We start from the raw sequence: 22,038 nt of genomic DNA on the forward strand, positions 1-22,038 counted from the left end.
CCGCGTGCACGGACTGCGGAGCCGTCTTTCCCCGACGAACGGCGGAAACCGAACGCGGGAACGACCTCGAATGTCCGGAGTGCGGTCACACCGTCATCAGAGGCGTTCCGACCGTTCGTGGGACGGAAGCAACCGACGGTGCCGTGACGTGTCTCGACTGTGGTGCCGTCGTTCCCCGCGCGGACGCGGTGACGAAAACGAAAGGCGTCCTGGCGTGCCCGGTGTGCGGATCGACGGCGCTGAAAGCGTCCGTCGACGATACTCGAGACCGGTGACCCGAAACGGCGGCCGACCGAAATCGATCGTGTTTCGTCGACCGATATCGACGATCGTATTTCGCGTACCGAAGGCCGAGTCATCGAAGGCGTGCCGACCCGGCCCCCTACTCGCGCCGCGTACGACCTGAGTTCGGTGGGAAATCCACGACCGTCAGGGACCGGCCGATGGTTTATCGACAGTTCCGCCCGGAATTTTCGCTAAAGATATTTACCTCACTCTGTTGAGTGTGAACACATGCCAGCATGCGTCCACTGCGGGGAGGAACACCCCCTGCCCGGGTCGTACATGAGCCACGTCCTCCGGTGCAAGGACGGAAACGGGACGAAGCCCTCGAGCCAATCCAGCGTGGAGACTCCGCTCGAGGAGAAGCCGGACGGATCGTCGGATTCCCCCCTCGAGAGTCGCGTCGAACGGATCGTCGCATCGCAACTCGAACCGGTCGAAACGGAACTCGACCGACTGGCAGCGGACATCGAGGAGGTCGAACGTTTCGCGACGGTCAGTCTCGGGGAACGACGGCTCAGTCAAGCCGAGGCGAACCTGGCGGAGTACTCGGCGTCGCTCACCGAGTTCTCCGAACGGACCCTCGAGAAGGTCAACGACCTCGAAGCGAGACTCGAGTTTCAGACGATCGTTCTCGCGGCCATCGTGGAAGCGATCGCCGAGTCCGAGATCGAGGTCGACGCATCCGAGATACAGGCCTACCGGAGCGAACAACTCGTCACCGAGCGGTCCGCTTCGAACCAACTCGAGGCGGCCATAGACGAATTGCAGTCCTGACGTCCCGCTCTTCCAGTTGCACACGGCCACTCGAGTCGAGGCCCCCGATGAACCGTTAGACCGGCCGACCCCGACCGGCGGAACCGAGGTATCAGAGCTCACGATCGAGTACATCGAAATAGTGTTTCAGGGTAGTTCGACCGACTCAGCGTGTCACGGAACGCCCGCGTCCGAGAGCGGTACGGAAACCGGCGGGAGCGCCACGCGAGACCGGAGATTGGGAACACTCGTGGAATCACCGTCCCCCGCTTCCGCGGGGGGTGGCGACCACAACCGACATCGGCCCTGTCCCACCACAGCAGGGGGTGCAGGCCATGACCTCGGGTAGCCGAGTCGGAAAGGTTGTCAGAGGCACAGACGGACTCGGCTACCCGTTCTGAGGAACTCCGAGTGAATGAAGCCTGTGTCGAAATTACGGAACTCGAACCGGCCGCTCGGGGTATTTCTTCGATGACCGAGACCGTTCGGTACCCGGGAACGTGGTCCGCCGGGACAGATTGTTTCCTTCAAGGGAAACTTCGGCAGCGTGACGGTGCGGGGAGGGTACCGTACGGTACCGAGTAGCATCTGACTGCCTCGACGGCACCCTGCCGCCGGAATCGATCCCGTAACGGCCGATATACGGAAGAGATCGTCCTTCACGTGGGACTGTGTGCGTCCCACGATCGACCGAGAATCGTCCCCCGCTCGTTCTCTTGACGGAACCTATTAAGGTTCTCGTAACACAGTCCCGATATGCCCACGACGACGCCGTCGCTCGAGGCGGTGTTTGCGGTCGTTTCCGAGCTCGAGCCGCCCGGTACACCGCTGACGACGAGCGACGTTGCCGACGAGTTCGACTGCACATCCCGGACCATTTACAACAAACTCGACGCGCTCGTCGAAGACGGTCGTCTCGAGAGCAAGAAGGTCGGTGCGCGCGGGCGAGTGTGGTGGCGTCCCGTTCACGTGCGAACTGGCGAGGGACCCGACCTCGACCACGACCGGACAGATCCGCGCGTTCGACGGAAACTCCAGGAGGAGCGGGACATGTTCGCGGACGGTCCGGCGGTCGTCTTCAGGTGGAACCCCGATGCGCACGACGGGTGGCCGGTCGAGTACGTCTCCGAAAACGTCGAGGACGTGTTCGGCTACACCCCCGACGAACTCGAATCCGGCGATTTTCCGTTCACCGACCTCTTACTCGACGAAGAGATCGACCGCATCTCCCGGGAGGTTGCGGAGCACAGCGACGGCACCACCGAACGGTTCAGCCACCAACCGTACCGCGTGCGAACGAACGATGGCGACGTTCGCTGGGTGAAAGACACGACGAAAATCGTTCGGAACGAAGCCGGCGAGATCACGAACTACCTCGGATATCTCATCGACATCACCGAGCGAAAACGCGCCGAAATGGGGCTCCGACGGCTGAACGACGCGAGTCGCCGCCTGATGAACGCCGATCTCGACGAGATCTGCGATCACGTCGCCGACATCTCGATCGACGTACTCGACGTCGAATACGCCGCGTTCTGGAGATACGAGGGAACGAGCGGAGAACTGGAGCGGCGTTGTGACCGCACCGCCCTGGAGGCGGATTCCGAGACGGTACGGTGTCCCGATGCCCTCTCGGACCGCCTGTGGAAGACCTTCCTCGGTGGCGACGTCACCGTCTGCACCGACCTCGAGAGACCCGACGATGCCTCGTCGGGGAGTTCGCTCAGGAGCGCGATAGTGATTCCGCTCGGGAGACACGGCGTCATCTGCGCCGGGCGTACGCGGTCGCACTCGTTCGTCGATGGTGAGGTGGACCTGGCGAAAACGGTCGCGGCGACGATCGAAACGGCGCTCGACCGCGCGGAAGGGGAACGTCGATTGGCGGAGCAAAACGAGGAACTGCAGCGCCTCGATCAACTCAACGGCCTCCTTCGAACTATCGATAGAGTCCTCGTCGACTCTCACAGTTTCGAAGCGATCACGCGTGCAGTCTGTGAGCGGCTTACCGACTCCGACCACTTCGAGTTCGCCTGGATCGGGGAACGCGATCCCGTCACCGACTCCATCACCCCGCACGCGTGGGCCGGGGTCGACGACGGGTATCTCGAGACCCTCACGAACGCGATCGGTACCCGATCGGCCGACGATCCGATCCTCGCGGCCGTCCGAACCGGCGAGCTACAGGTCGTCGACGATATCGCCATCGATTCGCGCGCGACAGCGTGGCGAGAAGCAACCCTCGAGCGGGGTGCCCGGTCGTGTATCAGTATTCCCCTGGTCTACGACGAATCGGCGTACGGCGTGCTGACCGTGTACCTCGATTCACCCCAACCCGACGAGCGTGATCACACGGTGCTGGGCGAACTCGGCGAGACGATCGCACACGCCCTCGACGCCGCGGAGACCAAGCAAACGCTCCTGACGGATCGCGTCACCGAACTGACGCTGGAACTGCGCGAACCGACCACCGTTCTCAGCGAGCTCGCCGCAGCGACGGAGGCGGAGCTCTCGTTCGACGGACTCGCCCCCGCCGCTACCGAGGAGACCCGCCTGTTTTTCACCGCTCGAGGGGTCGCTTCCGAGGAGGTTCTCGCCGCGGCTGCTCGCGTGCCGAGCGTCTCGGACGTGGCGGTGATTCGGGAGACTGACGGTGGGTACGCGTTCGAGGCGACGATTTCCGAGGCGACGCTCGCTTCACACGTCACCGAGAATCAGGGGTACGTTCGCGCTCTCACCGTCGCGGCCGAGTCGGCGACGGCCGTCGTCGACCTTCCCGCCGTCGCGTCCGTTCGAGAGTTCGTCGAATCCCTCCAAACCGTCTATCCGGGACTCGAACTCGTCGCACGTCGAACGCGAGACCGTCCGATCAAGTCGCGCACGGAGTTTCGAGACGCCCTGTTCGAACGGCTCACCGACCGACAACTGGAGATCCTCGAAACCGCGTACATGAGCGGCTTTTTCGAATCACCCCGGGTGCGAACGGGGAATCAACTCTCCGAGACGCTGGATATCACGCAATCGACGTTTTCGTACCACCTCCGGGAAGCCGAACGTCGACTCTGTGAACAGCTCTTCGAAACCGAATCCTGATCAGCCCTCGGCCATCCGGACTGTTCCAGTCCTTTCACCCCCGTCGTCGACGGGGCAGGCTCTGACGAGAAGTGATGGGCGCTCTCCGAACGTTCCAGTAGATGCGATCCGGTGAACGGATCGACAGGTACGCGCAAAACCCGTTCGTCGATCGGTTCACCGGTCTGAATCATATCCTTCAAAAGGTTTTTCTCCGAATATGATTCACGTAGTAGCTATGACAGACTCCTCCCCATCCGGGCCGGCGTCGAACCCCTACGACATCTCCACGATCGATCTCGACGACGATCGCTACGAGGTCAAACAGTCGGCGATCCGGAACAAGTACGTCGTCCGTGACAGCGCGGGCGACGTCGTCCTGAAGGGCAAGCAGAAGATGTTCAAGCTCAAAGAGGAGTTTCCGTTCGTGACCGGCGCCGACGAGGACGCGTTCACCGTGAAGGCCGGCGGCATCCTGGACGTCGCGGGGAACTACACCATCGCGGACGCGGGTACCGGCGAGGAGGTCGTCGTCCTCGACGAGGACTTCTCGCTGTTCGTCGAAAACTGGACGATCCGCGACCCCGACACGGGGGAGGCGCTGGCGACCATTCAGTCGAAGAGCAAGCTCCTCTCGGCGCTCCGGCACCTCGTCTCCGTAGCGAACCTCGCCCCCAACAAGTACGAGATCTTCGACGCCGACGGCGGGCACGTCGGCGACATTGAAGGGAAGTTCTCGCTGCGGGACGCCTACACGGTCACCATCGACGACGCCAGCGACGTCCCGAAGGAGGCGGTGGTCGCCGCCGCGTGCATCCTCGACGCCCTCGAGAACGAGTAAATTCGGGTCGAATCAGCGGGACTATTCGCTCCGCAGGTTCGTTCGTTGCAGAATAGTCTCGGGCGAACTGCTCCTCCCAGGGTAGTAGTCCTGGCGGCGTTCGCGGCCATTTTCGATCGGTTGGTGATTCACAGAGCGTCTCGAAGTGACGACATTGCGTACACACATCGCATGGATCCCAGTGTGATGGCTGGAACGGTTTGCAAACTGGAATGTGCGTCGTTTCACGCCTTCAAAGAGGCATTCGACGGTGTTCGATTTCGAGTTAAAGAACACTACCCACACCTGTAAATCGGTTTCCTCCGGAAGAGGTGGAAGATTGCCTGACTCCGGAACACCATTTTCATGAACGCGAGCGCGATCAGAGCTACTCGGACGTAACGTTCAACACTGGTGTCGGCGCGGACCGGACGATCCGCGTCGTGTGTCGGTCCAGGGAGGATGTTCCGATTACGACAAGATCGATGTTCTCGGCGGACGAATACGATTGAATTTGCGCCGTAATGGCTCCCCTTCCTACCGCGGTGACGATACCAGTGGCGCCCGCAGCCGCCGCCACTTTTGCGGCTTCGTCGGCTGATTCACGAGCATCCGCCTCAAGCCGGCCGACGATCTCGTTCGACCACGCGCTGGCCCCGAGCACACCTCGATTGACAACCGACAGTAGGTGTAACTCGGCGTCGTGTCGGATCGCGATCTCGGCACCTCGTTCGATCCGTGTTGTTACATCGTCATCCCCGTTGAGAAGGACGAGGATCGAATCGTACGGGTACGCTTCAGAGACATCAATGTCCGACTGAACCGTCAACGTGGGCGCCGTCGCGGAGGCGAGAATACGGCCGACCGAACCTTTGATGACGTATTCTCTAAGCAACCATCGCCGCCGAATACCGAGTACTGCGAGATCGACGTTAGAGCTATCGGCGCAGTCGGCAGCTATCGACTGGTGAATAGGCCCCTGACCGAATTTGGATCCTCGAGTAGCATAGTCGTTGGTGAGCAACGGTATTCTCTCAGGATTGGCTCTTCGGAGGCGGTAGTCGCCCGTAGCGATCCGTTCGGGGAAGAATACTGATGCGTCGTGGTCGGTGGCAATCTCGAACGCATAATCCACTGCAGATTCCGCTCGTCGGCCGTGGACAGGTAGAACGAGAATTCTGTCGTACATGAGCGGAGATTGGGGGTGTGGGCCTCTGAAGCGAACCTTCCGTGTCAGTTCTCGCTGTGCGCGGAGAGCGATCGCCCGACAGACGCCGTAAACGGTGTCGTTGGGGCACGAGCGGTTGCCGAGTACGTCCGCTGTCGTCGTATTTCCGCGTGTATCGCGGCGGTCACGTGACGACTCGTACGTGGTGGAGGGTGATAAGTTACGCTTCGTCGATCGTCAGCGAAAATTGCTCGAACGGCAGTAGACGTTTCGTCGTCCGGAGACAGTAATACTGGCAGTAAAATAGCTCGCCAATGCTCAACACACGCACTTCGAGTTTACGTGCGAACAGTCGGTTCGTGAGCGCGTCGAGCTAGTGCTCGTCAATACAAGTGGTCGACGGCGACCCGACCGGATCGCCGACTCGCCATACGTCGGTCTCTATCTCTCTCCCGGAAAGCAGAAGGTGCAATTGAAACGCGAACGCGTAAGGGTACGATCCGTATAGTGTGTTGTATGCCTGGGAGTGACGCCGACGAACATCCTGATAGGGGGAGAGAACATCTCGAAGTGATACGAGAGACGATCGATCGAAACAGCGAGCGCGACTGGGACTACTACCGGGAGAACTATACCTTCACTCTACTCGATGAAGGGCGCGTTCGCGTCTCGTCGATTATCGATACCGAATCCGTAGATAGTCCAATTGTAACGGAAGTCGATCACGTCGTCACGATCGACGCCGGAACCCCCGTTACCTGTAACTGCCACATCGCCCGTCGGCCGATCGATCGGAAGCCGTGTCGGCACATGCGCGCGGTCGACGCGCACCCGCGGCTGTGAGGAGGTGCAGATCAGCGTTCTATCGGTAACTAGAAAATTCTGCCGCGCCCGATCGCACCAACAGACGATCTGCTTCGTTCGATACAATTCAGTCTGTAGCGAACAGATCCGGACTCTCGCTAAGGGCGATGGTCGTAAACGGATATTCCGTCGTACTCAGTAGAGATCACGCTCCTCGTAAACTTCCGCAGCTTCTCGCACGTGTTCGGCGTTGATCGTCGCGTCGTACTCCTCCTCGAGTTCGTCGGCGATGTCGTAGAGCGTTTCCTTGTCCGCTCCGCTCGGCCGGAGCGCGTTGTAGATCTCGAGGATCCGATCGTCCGGCACCCTCGTCAGTTCGGCCGCTCGCCGGAAATTCTGTGCTAGCTGCGGTCGTCCCTCTCCTTCTGCGATCTCCGCCTGCTTTTCCAGGGTCTCCGGTGCGATGACGAGTTCGTCGCCCTCGATTTCGCCGTCGACAATTTTCTCGAGTGTGATCTCCGAGAGCTTCGTTCCGTTCGGGGTTTCGATCTGGTCCGGGTGATCTGAAAGCGGGTATTCAATGTTGTCAGTCATGGTTATTCGAAGGACACCTCCAGTTCCATCGGATCTTCGTCTTCGTCCTTGTACTGCATCTCTTTGATGTGCCAGAGTGCCGCGAGCGCCTGGTACTTCGGCCGCGTCATCGGATCGTTCGCAACCGGCACCGGCTCTGGGTTCTCCCCCTTGGCGTACCGGGCCGCGTTTTTGCCGATCGCCCGATACGTTTCAAGGTCGATCAACGGCGCTTGCGGAAACAGTTCCAAGTTACTGAGCGGGACGAGGTCTTCCTGGTGGATGAGCGTTGTTCCGCGGGTCTGGATGCCGATCGAGATTCCCGATCCGCTGAGCTTGGCACCTCTGAGCCCGATAACTCCGAGGTCGAGGTTGTCGGTGTACCGTACCACGCGCGGGGTTAAACCTTCCTCTTCGATCCCCGCCATCATCTCGCGGAGGACGTCTGCCAGTTTCTCCCCCGCGAGCGTCTCGTCTTTCATTTCGTTGAATCCGGCGCTGATCGAGATGACGACTTCGTCCGTCGCCGTTCCCTCCGTCGCTGAACCCGTTTCGGTCAGTACCAGCTCTCGTGACCGCTGTTGCGCTTGAGCCATGGTTAGATGTCCTCCGGATCGACGGCGAATCGGACATCCTTCTTTTCTTCCCACTTCTCGCCCGTGAGCCGGTGTCCCGTCCCGGGGCCCCGGTACTCGTTGGGATCGTTGACCGCGCTCACCACCTCGAACTCTCCGTCACCTTCGAATATACCGGACGTCTGGATGTAATCTCCGGCGACGCGACTTTTGAGGATTCCGAGCAGGTTCTCGGCGATATCTTCGAACCCGTTCTCGGCGAGTATCTTCACGACGTCGGCGCCGGTGATTCCCTCCTCGAGGAGTTCTTCCGCGGCCTCGATGTCCTCGGCCGTGCTCCGATCCGGCATGTCCTTACTCCCGTCGGCGTACACGGCGGCATCAACCTCATCGTCGGAGATGGGTGGGAAACCGAGCTCCTCGAAGACGGCTTGTAACGCCTTGGCCGCCCGCTCGCGGTACTCAAGGACCGTCTCCTCGTCGACCGGTCGCGTGCCACCTTCCACCTGAAGGTCGCGTTGCATGATGTTGTACTCGTCAAAGTCGTAGGAATCGAACGTCGATCCCGCGAACATGTTGTCGTAGTTCGGCACGGCGCTGTACCCCGAGAAGATGAAGTCCGTTCCGGCGAGGAACTGGGGCATCATCCGGGCGGTCCGACGCTTGTCCGAGTGCGTGAACGTCTGATCGTTGCCCGAAGCCACCTCGAGGTCGGCCATCATCGTGATCAGGTTCTCGGCAGCGACTTCCTTGACGCCGGCCGGCACCGACGTGGGGATCGCGATGCAGCTGATCCCACCGTTCTGGAGCCCTTGAACGCCGCAACCCTTGGTGACGAGGATACAGCGCGTTTCCAGGTAGAGCATCGACTTCCCTTCCGCCTGTCCCATGTTGAGTTCGGACCCCGCACCCGACGTGTAGCGCATCTTCAGCCCACGAGACGCGTACCCGGACGCGAGGAACGCCTTCGACCACGGCGTATCGTCGCCGTCTTTGAAGACGTCCTCCGTACCGTAGACGGAGACCGTTTCCGCGTAGCCGGTCAATCCGCGCATCCCGAGCTCGAGTTCCGTCGCCTCCTCGACGGCACACTGCGTGATCACGCCGCCACGACCGCATTGTGCCCCGATCTGCTGCGCCAGCGCGGTCAACGGCGCCATCCGGGCGACGCCAACTGTATTCTCGGCCTCATAGAAACCGCGGAGCGCCGCCTCTGCCGCGTCGGCGGCTATCTGCGCCACGTTGTCCTCGACGTTCGTCACGTGGCACTGGTTACCGGGGGTCTGGCGCGTCCGCATTTTTTTCATCGCCATGATAATCTCGGCGATGTCGAGGTAGTTGACGACGTCCACCAGTTTGGCAGGTGTCATCGCCGTCGAGAGTTCGACAATCTCCTCGCGCGGGACATTGATGTCGACCAAGTCGCGCGCAAACTTCTCAGAGTCCACCGCCACCGCTTCTTCGGCCTTCTCGACGTTGATCGCATAATCGGCGATGAATCGATCGATGAAGTCGAACTCGTCGCGCTCTTTCCCGTCCATCTCGACGATCTGGCCGTCGTCGACCGTGACGCTCGGGTCAGGATCGTTCGGACTCTCCATGGCCACGAACCCGACTTCGTGCCATTCGTTCACGAAGCCGTCTTTGGTCACTGCCCGTTCGTCCAATTTTTCGAAGCGTTTTGACCGCCGAGGACCGATCTGCTCAGCCTCTTCAGACTGACCGCCCCCGTCAGTTAGCGACTTGTCATCCTCTGGCATACATCCGAGTTTCCACGAGTTTCGGTATATAGTTTGACGTTCGTACAGCCGAGTTGTGAAAATAAAATATTTGTAATGAAAGTCTAGGTGTATTCCGGATAGCGTGCGTGGCAATCACTCGTCACGCACTCCATGTTCGTGATCTCTGGCGCTAGCGCGGGTAGCAGGCGGGTATCATAGAAGTAACGTCAACGCGTAGCCAGACTTGATCGATCGGTTGGACCGACCGTCTCTGCTATGGTCGACTTCAAGATTTGTGATCCGATTGGCGATACGGCGAGGGCGAAAGGAGTAGTTTCGACCGCAACAGTTGGTTCCGTTCAGAGCGGCGATCTGCACGTTGCTGTTCCCTCACTTGCGCCGGCTATCGGGAATCGACCTCACCACGGTCGAAAGAATTTCGAAAACGCCCGGTGATCACCGATTTTCGAAGCGTTCGACGCCAGCCTGCGCAACTTCCATATCCTCCTCTACGCTACCACCAGAGACACCGATACCTCCGATGACGGTGCCGTTATCGTCTTCGAGAGGGAACCCGCCGCCGAACGTGACAATCCGCCCGTCGTTCGTGTCTCCGAGTCCATATAGCGGCTCACCCGGCTGCGAAACCTCGTGGATCGTCTGCGTGTCTAGCTTCAACGTCACCGAGGAGTACGCTTTGTTCTGAGCGATGTCTATGCTCGCCAGGAGCGCGTCGTCCATCCGATGAAACCCGACGAGGTTTGCACCTTCGTCCATCACAGCGATACACATCGGTACGCCGATTTCCGTCGCCTTTTCCTCAGCCGCTGCGATGAGTTCTTTCGCCACCTCTAGTGTCACTTCTGTCATAATCGCGGGCTCGTGTCTACAATCAGAACGCGGGCGAATAAATCTATGGCACGTTCTTACACTGTATACGGACGCGTCGAAAGCGAGAGATCGCTGCCATACTCTGTCAACATCTTGGGCAAAGTAGCCGAGTCCGTGAGAACAGAACGCCTCTTGATGCGTCGACTACCGCACTTTGCGGCAGATTGTCGTCTTCGTTCTCCCCCGAAAAAGTGAAGTTTCGCCGAGGGCGTTCGCCGGCCTCCGATCGCGTCGCAACAACTCGATTCCTGCCACGACCTAACGAGAGATTGTCGTAATCGTTATCGCTACTGTATAGATCACAGCACTGGTCCTCCGATTGCGGAAAAGATACTTCATTTTCCGCCTCAATGGTTTACAGGTCACACATGGCCTACATCGCCGGCGTAGATATCGGGAACTCTAGTACCGAGGTCGCACTTTTGCGGCGCTCGGTGTCCGGGGAGACTGAGTTCGTTGCTGACGCCCTCTACAGAACGACGGGACTGAAAGGAACGAAAAAGAATGTACCCGGCGTCGTCAAAGCACTAAAGCAGGCGACGAAGAGGGCAGAGATCGACGTTTCGGAAATCGATCGCGTTCTCCTCAACGAGGCTGCACCCGTTATCGGCGACGTCGCCATGGAAACGATTACCGAGACCGTCATCACGGAATCGACGATGATCGGGCACGATCCGTCGACGCCGGGGGGAACCGGGCTCGGAACCGGAAAAACGGTGGAGATCACCGCCGATAGAGACGAGTACTCGACGAACGAGTCGATCATTTTTCTCGTTCCGGAGACGGTCGACTTCGCGGTCGCGGCCGAGCTCATCAACGAGTGGACCGAGCGCGGCTACGACGTCGAGGGAGCCATCGTTCAGAAGGACGACGCGGTGCTCATCCACAACCGAATCAATATCGACGTCCCGATCGTCGACGAGGTGAGGAAACTGGACGAAGTACCGCGCGAGCAACGCGCCGCGGTCGAAGTCGCGCCGCCGGCGAGCGGCAAAACAATCAACAAACTCTCGAATCCCTACGGGATCGCGACGGTGTTCGACCTCTCGCCGGAGGAGACGAAGAAGATAATCCCCGTCGCCCGTGCGCTCGTCGGTAACAAGTCTGCCGTCGTGATCAAGACGCCGGAAGGTGATGTGGAGGAGCGAACGATTCCAGCCGGAACCCTGCGAATCATCGACGAGCGCGGCAACACGACGGAGGTTCCGGTGGACGAGGGCGCTGACGTCATCATGGAGGCGGTGATGAACAGTTGGCCGGTGGCGGACGTGCAGGGGGAAAGCGGATCGAATATCGGCGGGATGTTGAATAGAGCCCGAAGCAACATGGCCGAAGTAACGGAACAGTCCATGGACTCGATCGAGATTCGCGACATTATGGCGGTCGATACGCTCGTCCCGCAGAAGGTGGAAGGGGCGGTCGCGGGAGAGCACTCCATGGAAAGCTCCGTGGCCTTGGCCGCGATGGTGAAGACCCAACAGCTTCCGATGCAACAGATCGCGGACAGAATCACGGAAGAATTAGATACCGAGGTCGTAATTCAGGGTATTGAGGCGAACATGGCTGTCCTCGGTTCGCTGACCACTCCCGGGACCGACCATCCGATTGCGATCCTGGACATGGGCGGAGGATCAACCGACGCCGCGTACATGGACGAAAAGAAAGAGATCGAATCGATACACCTCTCCGGCGCCGGCGACATGGTGACGATGCTTATCGACTCCGAGTTTGGGCTGGATGACCGCGACCTCGCGGAGGAGATCAAGATCCATCCTTCGGGTAAGGTCGAGACCCTGTTCAGCGTCCGCCAGGAAGACGGAACAGTCAACTTCCTGAATGAACCGGCCGCCCCGGAACTCTTCGGGCGAACCGTCTTGCTCAAGGACGGAGACATGCGGCCGGTCCCGCTCGACAAGTCGCCCGAAGAGATTCGTCGCGTTCGGCGACGGGCTAAGCGTCGGGTGTTCGTGAGAAACGCAAAACGGGCGCTCAATATCATTACCCCGACGGAGAGCATTCGCCACCTGCCGTTCGTGGTCATGGTCGGCCGCTCCGCGCTAGATTTCGAGATTCCGGAGATGATCTCGGACGCGATGGCCGAGTACGGAATCGTCTGCGGAAGTGCAAACGTCCGCGGGGAAACGGGACCGCGAAACGCCGTAGCGACCGGACTGGTCCTCTCGCACATCGAGGGCGGATCGTTCCTCGACATCGACATCCCAGAAGAACTCTCGTCAGCGCTCGAACGGACGGCAGTTCAACAAAACTGAACGAGGTATTTTGTACCTGTCGGTGGATTTTACGCCCGCATGAGCGCGTGTCGAGGCGAAATCGACGTCGACGACGAAATACCACGGCTGTTCGTGTGGTGCGTCGGCGATCACGAACCGACGGAAACGAAGTATATTGAGTACGGTATCGAAGAAGAAGGGGTTCCATGGGACGTCGATCATGGGCACGATGGCAACGGCGTCGACGTTGCCTATCGCGCGGCAACCGATTCTGCGCTGAAGATCGGGGTCAGCGTGACCACCGATTCACGTATCGTCGTCCACCACAGGCAACTTCCTAGCGACGACCCGATGTTCGACGTCCTCGAGGTCACGCCCGAGACGGCCCGACGGCTCGGATCGAACTCGGCCCGCCTGGCCAAGGGGACACCGCTCAAGCCGATTGAGTAGGACGGTCGACGTCGAAGGGCGAGTCGAAACGCCCCATTCGTTCTCGCACCCACCTCGAGGGAGGTACTTTACTTATCGGCGTGGTACGTTTCGCGTGATGGTGACGGAACACACGGCCTATATCGAAACGCTGGCCCACGTGAACTGTGGAAACTGCGACGAGTACTGGGGGCTGAGCGACATCACGGAGGCGGACCTGACCGACACCGAGTGGTCCTGTCCGCACTGTAGCCACAGACAGCCGATCAGCGAACTCGTCGAAGCCGATTCGGAATCACATGAGTGAAGCGATCTTGACGGTTTCGAGGGTAAGACACCGCAATAGATGACCAGACACTCACGACACGATATACACCGATGAAAATCTACACTGGACGCGGCGACGAGGGACTGACCGACCTCCGGGACATGACTCGAGTCTCGAAGAGCAGTCTACGCATCGAAGCGTACGGAAACGCCGATGAGCTCAACTCACTCGTTGGGTTGATTCGGCCGAGCGGGTATGACGACGTCGACGATATGTTGCGGTCGATTCAAAACCATCTGCACGTCGTGCAGGCGGACCTAGCGAATCCGGACCCGGACGAGGATGATCCGGTGATTACGACCGAACACATCGAGCAACTCGAGAACTGGATCGACGACGTGACCGACGAACTCGATCCGCTGAAATCGTTCATCCTTCCCGGCGGAAGCGAACCAGGGTCGCGCCTCCACCACGCGCGATCGGTCTGTCGGCGAGCGGAACGCAGAGCGGTCGCCTTCATCGCCGAGGAGGATAAGGCCAACGAACGCGTGGCAACGTATCTCAACCGGCTATCCGATCTGCTGTTCACCCTCGCCCGGCTCGTGAATGATCGCGAAGGCATCGAGGAGGAGAACCCGGAGTATTGATCGCTCGAGATGGACGCACTCACCGCCGGGCTCGGTCGCGTAGCGGGGTTTCTTTCCTTTCTCTAAAATGTTGGCCGCTGCCGAACGCGCTCGCGCTTCATCCCAAATTTCTCGACTCAATCTAGTGCCACGCCATTATATTCCTGATAATCACCTGGAGGGCGTCTTCCGGGCGGACGTCGAGTGTCACTCATCGAGATCGCCCTCGAGGCGATCGACCCGGTGTTCGAGGTCGGCCCTCTGCTCCTGGAGATCGTGGATCTCCCGCTCGAGATAGATGCACTCGCCGAGTGCCTGCTGGGAGATCACGACGGCGGCCTCTGCGGGGGAGTCAGACATCCCGCACCACCTCGTCGTCACCGGCGTGCTCCTCGCAGACCGTCCGCTTGCCGTGCTCCGTGTGCCGGATGACGACGTCGGCAGCCGATCGGCAGCCGAGTGCTCCGCAGAACGGACCGAAGCGGTCGGTCGCGGAGCTCACGCCGAACACCCCCGTTGAGAAGGGACTATCGCAGTATCCAATTTATACCTGGTTTCGGAGATATCGGAAACCGAATCTTCCGAAACCCGCACCCGTTAGAGGTGTCTCGCCGTTCGAGGACTATGTATAATATTTTAATAGTCCCGGGCGGATTCGAACCGCCGTCAACGGCTCCAAAGGCCGTTATGATTGGCCGCTACACCACGGGACTCCTCGAGTCGTCGTCCGACGTACTTTCAGTTTCTCCGGAAACCGATCGCCAGTACGGGACTCCAGTAACCGAGTACGAAACCGTCGTACAATAGTGTTACTTTTCCCCGTTGTGGGGCGGTCTCGTGAACGCTTTCCACCCCACTCGAGTGCGCCGTCCCCGCCCAAAATCTCACGCCCACTGGATCACGACGAGTTCTCGATCGGAACCACACGGTGGGCGTCTCGAGGACCTGCACATGCACACCGCCCAAAGCGGAGACGACCGCCGTGCAGGTTCGAACGAGCTGTCCGCGTCACAGTCCACGGTCCCAGCCGAGGATCGGCACCGTAAGTACGGTCCCGGTTCCGAGCCGTTGACCGCGACTCGAGAGGGCCTCTCACTGCGTGATACGACGACTGAATTATATGCGACCGTGAACGCTATCCTCGAATGGAATGACGATTCGTCAGACGGGGGGAGGGGAACGACCCGCAGCGGACGCGGTGTTCGAGTGGTACGCCGCTGTCAACCGAACCGATCTCGATGACGCGACCGACGCGCTCGCGGCGACGGTCGAAGTGATCGAGCAGACCGACGACGGGTCCGACGCCGACGCGCTCGAGGACCCGGAGGCTGTTTACGAACGAGCGTTCGGGACCGTCGGCGGGGTCGACGTCGGGATCGATCGCGTGCAAGTCGTCCCGCAACGGGTCGACCACGTCGCCACCGACGACGGGGAGGTGACGATCCACGCCGAAGGCGACCTCCTCGCCGTGACCGAAGACCGATCCCGCCTCGAAAGTCGGTTCGTCCACCACTACGACGTCACCGGGGGACGAATATCGAGGATCACCAGCCACGCCGCACCGATCTCTCCGCCCGAGACCGATTCCACGCTCGGGGAGAAGGCGAACGAATGGTCACCGCCGCCGGGCGACGATAGACGTGGAGCCGAGCGGTCGAAAGCGACGGACGAGCCGTCGTCTCGTTCGACGGGTTCCTCCGACGCGAACACGATGGAATAACCGGGTCGGACGTGATCGCGTTCGAGCATCGAACAACTCCGTGAAAGGTGGTCGTCCGGCGAACGGACGTCGGGCGCTCCGGGGGCCCGGCGCGGAGACGGATGGGTCTCCGATTCGGCCACTCAAGACGGCGTGATGCGGTCCCAGAGCGTCTTCATCTCCGAGTCCGTGGTCATCGCGTCGAGTTCGCGGTAGGCCGACTGCTCCTCGTCGTGGTTCGCCTGCAGCGAATTCGTGACCGGGTCGTCGTAGTCGAGCTTCTTCGCGATCAGCAGCAGCCCCTCGTAGGCTGTCATTTCGACGCGCTCGGTCATCATTCCGGCCGTCACGTAGGACATGTTCAACATCTCGTCGTCGGTGAGCTCCTCCTCCATCTTCTGTCGTTCCGCCTCGAGACCGTCGAAGACGGCGTCCTCCGTCGGCGCCGGCGGCACGTCGATCGCGTCGAAACACTCCTCGAGGCGGGTGACCTGCTCGCGCGTCTCGTCGCGGTGGTCGGCGAACCCCTCGCTGACGCGGTCGTTCGACGCGTTGATCGCCATCTCGTCGAGCGTCTCGACGAGTTGCGTTTCGACGTAGTACTGCTGCCGGAGCTTGTGGACGAAAAGCTCGTCGAGTGAATCGAACGTCATCGGGTACACGGGCACCGACGACGAGCATAGTCGTGCGCCGCGCCGGTGCAAGGACCGACCGCGCGGTGATACGCTGGGGCCGAACAGACCGCGTGACCAGCACTGGTGCGAATACCGCTCGAATCACGCACTCACCAGCCGGTCGCTAGCGGGGATCGAGCGGAATCGACTCGAGATCGACGACGGGGGTGTCGCCGGCGTCGTCCACCGTCTCGGCGTCTCGTTCGTCGGAGCCGCCGACGACCGCGTCCACCTCCTCCGTCGGAGTCGGTTCGTCACCGTCGCTCGGGAGAACCGTCACGGCGTCCGCCAGCAGCGGGGCGATCACGCCCCCTGCGATCGTCCGGGCGTCCGACAGCGGGGAGCGGATCGCGACGCGATCCCCTCGTTCGAGGGCAGCGTCATCGACGACCGCCAGCGCCGCCTCGAGGAGATCCGCGTGGCCGTATCGGCCCCGGTCGTCCTCGAGCGCTATCGTGTCCGGATCGACGTCGAGCGGCGGGAACGAGGGGTTTTCGCTCCAGAGGCCCGCGTCGAAGTGGTGAACGTCGGGAGCCTCCGGTTTCCCCCCGTAACCCACGCGCTGGGCGCCCGGCGGGAGTTCGTAGGAGTCGAGCCGATCGATCGGGGCGACGAGCGCCCGAAATCGCTCGTCGTCGGTCATGTCCGGCGGCGGATCGAACCGCGTCGTCCCTTCGAGTAACGTCGTGCCGAAGAACGCGAGCAGTGCGAGCGGGCCCTCACCGACCACGCCCACGGTAACGCCGCGCCGGACGCCCGAGTGCCGCAGGAAGTTCCCCGCCTTCCACGCCGTCGTGTAGAGCCAGTGGGCGTCGTACCCCCGGCCGGTCCCGTCGACGAGCGCCGGTCGGTCCTCCCGACGCTCGCGCGCGAAGAGTTCGTCGATCGTCCCGACGGTTCGTGCGGTCATACGAACGACTGCGCGGTCCGACGAAAAAAGCGCGCCGACTCGAGACGGCGACGGCCGCAATGTCCCGCTATACGAGGGGTATCGAGACGATTTCACGACCTCCCGTCACAGGTAACGGGTGTTCGTCGACTACCGCGAAGCACGCGGAATCCGTCACCTTCCTCCGGCACCCGTCACCCGGTATCTGTCATCTACCGCCCGCTATCCGGCATTCGTCACGCACTGCCCGCCGTCCGGTTTTCGTCACCCGCTCCTCGCCACCCTGTACTCGACGGCCGACGGCCGCTTTCCCGAAGTCCGTTGTACCCCGACGTGTCCGCCGGAGATTCGGTGACGGCCCCTCGAGGCCACGATCAGTCGTCCGCCGCCGCCGGTTCGGCGTGGTCCACCCCCGTCCCGAGCAGGTCGAGGAACTCGGCGAGCCACTCGGAGTGGTCCGGCCACGCCTGTCCGGTCACGAGGTTCCCGTCTCGCGTGACTCGGTCCTCCCACTCGGCGCCCGCGGCCGTCACGTCCGACTCGAGCGCGGGGTAGGCGGTGAACGTTCGGCCCTCGAGGACGTCCGCCGCCGCGAGGATCTGCAGGCCGTGACACAGCGCGGCGACGGGCTTGTCGGCCTCGAAGAAGTGGCGAACGATCTCGAGCACTTCGTCGTAGGTTCGGAGGTACTCGGGTGCGCGTCCACCCGGGACGACCAGCGCGTCGTAGTCGGCGGGGTCGACGACCTCGAAATCCCGGTTCAGTTCGAAGGCGTGGCCCGGCTTCTCGGTGTAGGTCTGGTCCCCCTCGAAGTCGTGCACCGCCGTCGGGAAGACGTCGCCCGCCTCCTTCTCGGGACAGACGGCGTGAACGTCGTGGCCGACCATCTGGAGGGCCTGAAACGGAACCATCACCTCGTAATCTTCGACGTAGTCGCCGGCCAGCAGGAGTACAGTCGTTCCGGTCATCGTACCACCGTCGATCCCTCTCACGTCCATTCACATGAAGTTAATAGCGTCCTCCACGCCGTGTCACCAGCGGTGAATCGCCTCGAGAGGAGTCGAGCACCCCCTATACGGCAGGCACTTATAGATCCGGATGTGACCGTGTTAATCACTAACGGAGTATCTGTCCAGCAAATGTCCGTGGCAATCGATCGTGAACGATTCCTCATTACGTTCCTGGAATCGAACCTGCTGTTCGCCGGCGTCCTCGCAGGAATCGTGTCTGCAGGAGTCGCCGGGGCCGTCCCGACGGCGGGCGTCGGGGCGTTTACGCTCTAGTTCGACGAACGCGAGTGGGAGGGGTTCGAGCAGTATCTGAAGCTCGAAGAAAGTGACCAGTGTTGCGTCAGAACGCGCGCTTGATCTTCTCGAAGAAGCCTTCCTTGACCTCGATCTCGTCCCCGCCGGCCTCGGCGAACGACTCGAGCGCCTCCCGCTGCTCGTCGTTCAGTTTCTCCGGCGTGACGATCTGCACCTGGACGAAGAGATCGCCGTGGCCGCGTCCGCGGAGGCGCGGCATGCCCTCGCCCTCGAGCCGGAACGTCTCCCCGCTCTGCGTACCCGCGGGGATCTCGAACTCGAGTTCGCCGTCGAGCGTCGGCACCTCGACCGTGTCCCCGAACACCGCCTGCGGGAAGGAGATCGGCAGGCGGTACCGGAGGTCGTCGCCCTCGCGCTCGAACTCGTCGTGCTCTTCGATGGAGACGTCGATCAGCAGGTCGCCACGGGGGCCGCCGTCCGGACTCGGCGCGCCTTCGCCCTCCATGCGGAGGGTCTGCCCGCCCTGGATACCCGCCGGAACCTCTACCGTGAGCGTCACCTCGCGGCGGACGTACCCCTCGCCGCGACACTCGCCACACGTCTCGGAGTAGAGCGTTCCCTCGCCCTGGCAGCGCCGGCACGTCGTCGTCTGCTGGACGCGCCCGAGCGGGGTCTGCTGGACCTGAGTGACCTGCCCGCGACCGTGACACTCCGGGCACGTCGTGGCGTCGGCCGACGGCGGGTACCCCTCGCCGCCGCAGACGTCGCACTCCTCGGGGCGCTCGATCGTGAACTGGCGCTCGGTGCCCTCGTAGGCGTCCTCGAGGGTGATTTCGAGGCCCGTCCGGAGGTTGCGGCCCTTCTGGGGCCGGCGTCGACCCCGACCGCCGCCGCCGAAGACCTGCTCGAAGAGGTCGCCGAGGCCGCCGCCCACGTTGCCGCCGCCCATGCCGCCGAAGGGGTCGCCGCCCATGCCACCCATCCCGCCGGCGCCACCGTCGCTGGCGTCGAAGCCGTGTTTCTCCGCCTGTTCGTAGCGGTCGTGCCCCATCCGGTCGTAGGCCTGGCGTTTGTCCTCGTCGGTCAACACCTGCTTCGCCTTCTGTATCTTCTTGAATTTCTCCTCGGCGTCGGGGTCGTCGCTGACGTCCGGATGGTACTCCGTGGCCTTCTTCCGGTAAGCCTGCTTGATCTCGTCCGTGGAGGCATCCGGACTCACGCCGAGGATGTCGTAAAAGTCCTCGCTCATTCGTTATCCACCGGTAATCCGTTGAGACACTTGAAACGAACGTTCGAGTCGCTCGACCATAGCCCGTTCGGCCACGAAGGAGGGTCGTCGAGTCGAAGTCCGAAACGAGGCCGGCGTCGCGCTCGGCTACGTGGCGTTACTCGTCGTCCTCGTCGACTTCCTCGAAGTCGGCGTCGACGTACTCCTCGTCCTCCGAGTCGGCGTCGGTGAAGCTATCGCCTGGGCCGGGGTTCGGTCCCGCACCGGCACCGGCCGCGTCACCGGCGCCCGCCGCGCCCGCACCGGCCCCACCCGCGCCGGCGGCGGCCTCCTGGTAGACCTGCTTGCCGATCTCCTGGAGCTCCTTGCTCAGGTTCTGCGTCGCCTCCTCGATGTCCTCGGCGTCGGCGTCCGAGTCGTCGATGGTCTCTTCGAGCTCCTCGACCGCGGCCTCGACGTTCTCGCGGATCTCGTCGCTGACCTGGTCGTTCTCCTCGAGGAGGGTCTCGGCGCGCTGGATCGTCGCCTCGGCGGTGTTACGAGCTTCGATGCGCTCGCGGCGGCGCTTGTCCTCCTCGGCGTGTTCCTCGGCTTCCTTCTGCATGCGGTCGATCTCGGCGTCGGAGAGCCCGGCGCCGCCCTCGATGGTGATCTCCTCGCTCTCGCCGGTGCCCTTGTCCTCGGCGGAGACGTTGACGATGCCGTTCTCGTCGATGGAGAAGGTGACCTCGATCTGGGGCGTTCCGGCGGGCGCCGGCGGGATGCCGGTCAGGTGGAACTCTCCCAACAGTTCGTTCTTCTCGGCGAGTTCGCGCTCGCCCTGGAAGACCCGCACCTGCACGGAGGTCTGGTTGTCGACGGCGGTGGTGAAGATCTTCGACTCCTCGGTCGGGATCGTGGTGTTCTTCTCGATGAGGCGCTCGAAGAGGCCGCCCTTGACCTCGATGCCGAGCGAGAGGGGCGTGACGTCGAGCAGGACGATGTCGTCGACTTCACCACCCAGCACGCCGCCCTGGATCGCCGCGCCCAGCGCGACGGCCTCGTCCGGGTTGACGTTCTTCTGGGGGGACTTGCCCGTCAGTTCCTCGACCTTCTCCGCGACCTGGGGCATGCGGGTCGACCCGCCGACGAGGAGCACCTCGTCGATGTCCGCTTTGTCGTAGCCCGCGTCCTCGAGGGCCTGCTCGGTCGGTTCGACGGTGCGCTCGATCAGATCCTGCGTGAGCGACTCGAACTTCGCGCGGGTGAGCGACTTCTCGAGGTGGATCGGACCGTCGTCGGTCGCGGTGATGAAGGGGAGGTTGATCTCCGTCTCCTTGCGGCTCGAGAGTTCAATCTTCGCCTCCTCGGCGGCGTCCTTCAAGCGCTGGAGGGCCTGGCGGTCCTCGCGGAGGTCGATCTCGTGTTCCTCCTCGAACTCGTCGGCGAGCCAGTCGATGATGGCGTGGTCCCAGTCGTCGCCGCCGAGGTCGTTGTCACCGTTCGTGGCGACGACCTCGTAGACGCCGCCGCCGAGGTCCAGGATCGAAACGTCGAACGTCCCGCCGCCCAGGTCGTAGACGAGGACGGTCTGGTCGGAGTCGTCGTCGAGGCCGTAGGCCATCGACGCCGCGGTCGGCTCGTTGATGATGCGCTCGACCTCGAAGCCGGCGATCTCGCCGGCGTCCTTGGTCGCCTGGCGCTGGCGGTCGGAGAAGTACGCGGGAACCGTGATGACCGCCTTCTCGACCTCCTCGCCCAGGTAGTCCTCGGCGTCGCGCTTGATCTTCTGGAGGGTCATCGCCGAGATTTCCTCCGGCGAGTACTCCTCGTCGTCGATCTCGACGGTGTAGTCGTCCTCGCCCATGTGGCGTTTGATCGAGGCGATCGTCTTCTCCGGGTTCTGGATCGCCTGATTCTTCGCCGGCTTCCCGACGAGGCGCTCGCCGTCGTCGGTGAACGCCACCACGGAGGGCGTCGTTCGGTCGCCCTCAGCGTTTACGATGATCTCCGGGTCGCCGCCTTCCATGACGGCGAACGCGCTGTTCGTCGTCCCGAGGTCGATACCGAGAATCTTGTTGCTCGCCATTT

General features: G+C 62.0%; 22 protein-coding genes and 1 tRNA gene. 10 read left to right on the forward strand and 13 right to left on the reverse strand.

Annotated elements, in window-relative coordinates; translation table 11 throughout:
- The first annotated feature begins 513 nt into the window (after nt 1–513).
- The 3 genes from RJT68_RS10815 (at nt 514) to RJT68_RS10825 (ending at nt 4,948) form a co-directional block, all read left to right on the forward strand.
- Nucleotides 514–1,059: a hypothetical protein gene (locus RJT68_RS10815; RefSeq protein WP_407036570.1), complete on the forward strand. Its 546-nt coding sequence runs from the start codon at nt 514–516 to the stop codon at nt 1,057–1,059.
- A gap of 735 nt (nt 1,060–1,794) precedes the next feature.
- The gene (locus RJT68_RS10820; RefSeq protein ID WP_407036571.1) at nt 1,795–4,128 is read left to right on the forward strand and encodes a bacterio-opsin activator domain-containing protein; all 2,334 of its coding nucleotides are present in this window, start codon (nt 1,795–1,797) and stop codon (nt 4,126–4,128) included.
- A gap of 217 nt (nt 4,129–4,345) precedes the next feature.
- Complete coding sequence (locus RJT68_RS10825; protein WP_407036572.1) at nt 4,346–4,948, forward strand: LURP-one-related/scramblase family protein; 603 nt, start codon at nt 4,346–4,348, stop codon at nt 4,946–4,948.
- A gap of 367 nt (nt 4,949–5,315) precedes the next feature.
- Here the strand turns inward: RJT68_RS10825 and RJT68_RS10830 are convergent, their stop codons facing one another.
- Nucleotides 5,316–6,116: a universal stress protein gene (locus RJT68_RS10830; RefSeq protein ID WP_407036573.1), complete on the reverse strand. Its 801-nt coding sequence runs from the start codon at nt 6,114–6,116 to the stop codon at nt 5,316–5,318.
- Between the two features lie 495 nt (nt 6,117–6,611).
- On the opposite strand from RJT68_RS10830, the gene RJT68_RS10835 reads away from it, so the two are divergent.
- Nucleotides 6,612–6,938: a hypothetical protein gene (locus tag RJT68_RS10835; RefSeq protein WP_407036574.1), complete on the forward strand. Its 327-nt coding sequence runs from the start codon at nt 6,612–6,614 to the stop codon at nt 6,936–6,938.
- Between the two features lie 156 nt (nt 6,939–7,094).
- On the opposite strand, the gene RJT68_RS10840 is transcribed toward RJT68_RS10835, so the two are convergent.
- From RJT68_RS10840 to RJT68_RS10855, 4 genes are all read right to left on the reverse strand, one after another.
- Nucleotides 7,095–7,493, reverse strand: a complete 399-nt coding sequence (locus RJT68_RS10840; RefSeq protein WP_407036575.1) for a diol dehydratase small subunit — start codon at nt 7,491–7,493, stop codon at nt 7,095–7,097.
- 2 nt (nt 7,494–7,495) lie between these two features.
- Nucleotides 7,496–8,068, reverse strand: a complete 573-nt coding sequence (locus RJT68_RS10845) for a propanediol/glycerol family dehydratase medium subunit (protein WP_407036576.1) — start codon at nt 8,066–8,068, stop codon at nt 7,496–7,498.
- A 2-nt stretch (nt 8,069–8,070) separates the two neighbouring features.
- Nucleotides 8,071–9,807, reverse strand: a complete 1,737-nt coding sequence (locus RJT68_RS10850; RefSeq protein WP_407036577.1) for a propanediol/glycerol family dehydratase large subunit — start codon at nt 9,805–9,807, stop codon at nt 8,071–8,073.
- A 417-nt stretch (nt 9,808–10,224) separates the two neighbouring features.
- Entirely contained in the window at nt 10,225–10,638 is a 414-nt protein-coding gene (locus tag RJT68_RS10855) for a GlcG/HbpS family heme-binding protein (RefSeq protein ID WP_407036578.1), read from the reverse strand.
- Nucleotides 10,639–11,027: 389 nt separating this feature from the next.
- Here RJT68_RS10855 and RJT68_RS10860 point away from each other — a divergent pair, with 389 nt between their 5' ends.
- From RJT68_RS10860 to RJT68_RS10875, 4 genes are all read left to right on the forward strand, one after another.
- Nucleotides 11,028–12,929 (forward strand): diol dehydratase reactivase subunit alpha, encoded by a 1,902-nt coding sequence (locus RJT68_RS10860; RefSeq protein WP_407036579.1) that lies wholly within the window; start codon nt 11,028–11,030, stop codon nt 12,927–12,929.
- 39 nt (nt 12,930–12,968) lie between these two features.
- Complete coding sequence (locus RJT68_RS10865) at nt 12,969–13,340, forward strand: glycerol dehydratase reactivase beta/small subunit family protein (protein WP_407036580.1); 372 nt, start codon at nt 12,969–12,971, stop codon at nt 13,338–13,340.
- Nucleotides 13,341–13,437: 97 nt separating this feature from the next.
- Nucleotides 13,438–13,626, forward strand: a complete 189-nt coding sequence (locus RJT68_RS10870; protein ID WP_407036581.1) for a DUF7836 family putative zinc-binding protein — start codon at nt 13,438–13,440, stop codon at nt 13,624–13,626.
- Between the two features lie 71 nt (nt 13,627–13,697).
- Nucleotides 13,698–14,234, forward strand: coding sequence for a cob(I)yrinic acid a,c-diamide adenosyltransferase (locus tag RJT68_RS10875; RefSeq protein WP_407036582.1), 537 nt, complete (start codon nt 13,698–13,700; stop codon nt 14,232–14,234).
- Between the two features lie 186 nt (nt 14,235–14,420).
- Here RJT68_RS10875 and RJT68_RS10880 read toward each other — a convergent pair whose 3' ends face one another.
- From RJT68_RS10880 to RJT68_RS10890, 3 genes are all read right to left on the reverse strand, one after another.
- Entirely contained in the window at nt 14,421–14,573 is a 153-nt protein-coding gene (locus RJT68_RS10880) for a hypothetical protein (protein WP_407036583.1), read from the reverse strand.
- Nucleotides 14,566–14,715 carry a hypothetical protein gene (locus RJT68_RS10885; protein ID WP_407036584.1) on the reverse strand — a complete coding sequence of 50 codons (150 nt, stop codon included), beginning with the start codon at nt 14,713–14,715 and terminating at the stop codon, nt 14,566–14,568. The genes RJT68_RS10880 and RJT68_RS10885 overlap by 8 nt, the downstream gene beginning before the upstream one ends.
- 138 nt (nt 14,716–14,853) lie before the next feature.
- Nucleotides 14,854–14,926, reverse strand: a tRNA-Gln gene (locus RJT68_RS10890).
- A gap of 437 nt (nt 14,927–15,363) precedes the next feature.
- On the opposite strand from RJT68_RS10890, the gene RJT68_RS10895 reads away from it, so the two are divergent.
- Nucleotides 15,364–15,933 carry a nuclear transport factor 2-like protein gene (locus RJT68_RS10895; protein WP_407036585.1) on the forward strand — a complete coding sequence of 190 codons (570 nt, stop codon included), beginning with the start codon at nt 15,364–15,366 and terminating at the stop codon, nt 15,931–15,933.
- 122 nt (nt 15,934–16,055) lie between these two features.
- Here RJT68_RS10895 and RJT68_RS10900 read toward each other — a convergent pair whose 3' ends face one another.
- The 3 genes from RJT68_RS10900 to RJT68_RS10910 all read right to left on the reverse strand — a co-directional run bounded on the left by RJT68_RS10900 (nt 16,056) and on the right by RJT68_RS10910 (nt 18,443).
- Nucleotides 16,056–16,565: a YciE/YciF ferroxidase family protein gene (locus RJT68_RS10900; protein WP_407036586.1), complete on the reverse strand. Its 510-nt coding sequence runs from the start codon at nt 16,563–16,565 to the stop codon at nt 16,056–16,058.
- A gap of 145 nt (nt 16,566–16,710) precedes the next feature.
- Nucleotides 16,711–17,496, reverse strand: a complete 786-nt coding sequence (locus RJT68_RS10905) for a hypothetical protein (protein WP_407036587.1) — start codon at nt 17,494–17,496, stop codon at nt 16,711–16,713.
- Nucleotides 17,497–17,849: 353 nt separating this feature from the next.
- Nucleotides 17,850–18,443, reverse strand: a complete 594-nt coding sequence (locus tag RJT68_RS10910; protein WP_407036588.1) for a DJ-1/PfpI family protein — start codon at nt 18,441–18,443, stop codon at nt 17,850–17,852.
- 177 nt (nt 18,444–18,620) lie between these two features.
- Here RJT68_RS10910 and RJT68_RS10915 point away from each other — a divergent pair, with 177 nt between their 5' ends.
- Nucleotides 18,621–18,758 carry a hypothetical protein gene (locus RJT68_RS10915; protein ID WP_407036589.1) on the forward strand — a complete coding sequence of 46 codons (138 nt, stop codon included), beginning with the start codon at nt 18,621–18,623 and terminating at the stop codon, nt 18,756–18,758.
- Between the two features lie 67 nt (nt 18,759–18,825).
- Here RJT68_RS10915 and dnaJ read toward each other — a convergent pair whose 3' ends face one another.
- The gene (gene dnaJ, locus RJT68_RS10920) at nt 18,826–19,989 is read right to left on the reverse strand and encodes a molecular chaperone DnaJ (protein ID WP_407036590.1); all 1,164 of its coding nucleotides are present in this window, start codon (nt 19,987–19,989) and stop codon (nt 18,826–18,828) included.
- Nucleotides 19,990–20,125: 136 nt separating this feature from the next.
- Nucleotides 20,126–22,036, reverse strand: a complete 1,911-nt coding sequence (gene dnaK, locus RJT68_RS10925) for a molecular chaperone DnaK (protein ID WP_407036591.1) — start codon at nt 22,034–22,036, stop codon at nt 20,126–20,128.
- Between the last annotated feature and the right edge of the window lie 2 nt (nt 22,037–22,038).

It is taken from the genome of Halovalidus salilacus (genome assembly GCF_031852275.1).
Taxonomy (GTDB): Archaea; Halobacteriota; Halobacteria; order Halobacteriales; family Natrialbaceae; genus Halovalidus; species Halovalidus salilacus.

Bases quoted from the DNA above. Each gene is read 5' to 3' on its own strand.
- RJT68_RS10815 (WP_407036570.1), top strand. From the start codon at position 514: ATGCCAGCATGCGTCCACTGCGGGGAGGAACACCCCCTGCCCGGGTCG.
- RJT68_RS10820 (WP_407036571.1), top strand. From the start codon at position 1,795: ATGCCCACGACGACGCCGTCGCTCGAGGCGGTGTTTGCGGTCGTTTCC.
- RJT68_RS10825 (WP_407036572.1), top strand. From the start codon at position 4,346: ATGACAGACTCCTCCCCATCCGGGCCGGCGTCGAACCCCTACGACATC.
- RJT68_RS10830 (WP_407036573.1), bottom strand. From the start codon at position 6,116: ATGTACGACAGAATTCTCGTTCTACCTGTCCACGGCCGACGAGCGGAA.
- RJT68_RS10835 (WP_407036574.1), top strand. From the start codon at position 6,612: ATGCCTGGGAGTGACGCCGACGAACATCCTGATAGGGGGAGAGAACAT.
- RJT68_RS10840 (WP_407036575.1), bottom strand. From the start codon at position 7,493: ATGACTGACAACATTGAATACCCGCTTTCAGATCACCCGGACCAGATC.
- RJT68_RS10845 (WP_407036576.1), bottom strand. From the start codon at position 8,068: ATGGCTCAAGCGCAACAGCGGTCACGAGAGCTGGTACTGACCGAAACG.
- RJT68_RS10850 (WP_407036577.1), bottom strand. From the start codon at position 9,807: ATGCCAGAGGATGACAAGTCGCTAACTGACGGGGGCGGTCAGTCTGAA.
- RJT68_RS10855 (WP_407036578.1), bottom strand. From the start codon at position 10,638: ATGACAGAAGTGACACTAGAGGTGGCGAAAGAACTCATCGCAGCGGCT.
- RJT68_RS10860 (WP_407036579.1), top strand. From the start codon at position 11,028: ATGGCCTACATCGCCGGCGTAGATATCGGGAACTCTAGTACCGAGGTC.
- RJT68_RS10865 (WP_407036580.1), top strand. From the start codon at position 12,969: ATGAGCGCGTGTCGAGGCGAAATCGACGTCGACGACGAAATACCACGG.
- RJT68_RS10870 (WP_407036581.1), top strand. From the start codon at position 13,438: ATGGTGACGGAACACACGGCCTATATCGAAACGCTGGCCCACGTGAAC.
- RJT68_RS10875 (WP_407036582.1), top strand. From the start codon at position 13,698: ATGAAAATCTACACTGGACGCGGCGACGAGGGACTGACCGACCTCCGG.
- RJT68_RS10880 (WP_407036583.1), bottom strand. From the start codon at position 14,573: ATGTCTGACTCCCCCGCAGAGGCCGCCGTCGTGATCTCCCAGCAGGCA.
- RJT68_RS10895 (WP_407036585.1), top strand. From the start codon at position 15,364: ATGACGATTCGTCAGACGGGGGGAGGGGAACGACCCGCAGCGGACGCG.
- RJT68_RS10900 (WP_407036586.1), bottom strand. From the start codon at position 16,565: ATGACGTTCGATTCACTCGACGAGCTTTTCGTCCACAAGCTCCGGCAG.
- RJT68_RS10905 (WP_407036587.1), bottom strand. From the start codon at position 17,496: ATGACCGCACGAACCGTCGGGACGATCGACGAACTCTTCGCGCGCGAG.
- RJT68_RS10910 (WP_407036588.1), bottom strand. From the start codon at position 18,443: ATGACCGGAACGACTGTACTCCTGCTGGCCGGCGACTACGTCGAAGAT.
- dnaJ (WP_407036590.1), bottom strand. From the start codon at position 19,989: ATGAGCGAGGACTTTTACGACATCCTCGGCGTGAGTCCGGATGCCTCC.
- dnaK (WP_407036591.1), bottom strand. From the start codon at position 22,036: ATGGCGAGCAACAAGATTCTCGGTATCGACCTCGGGACGACGAACAGC.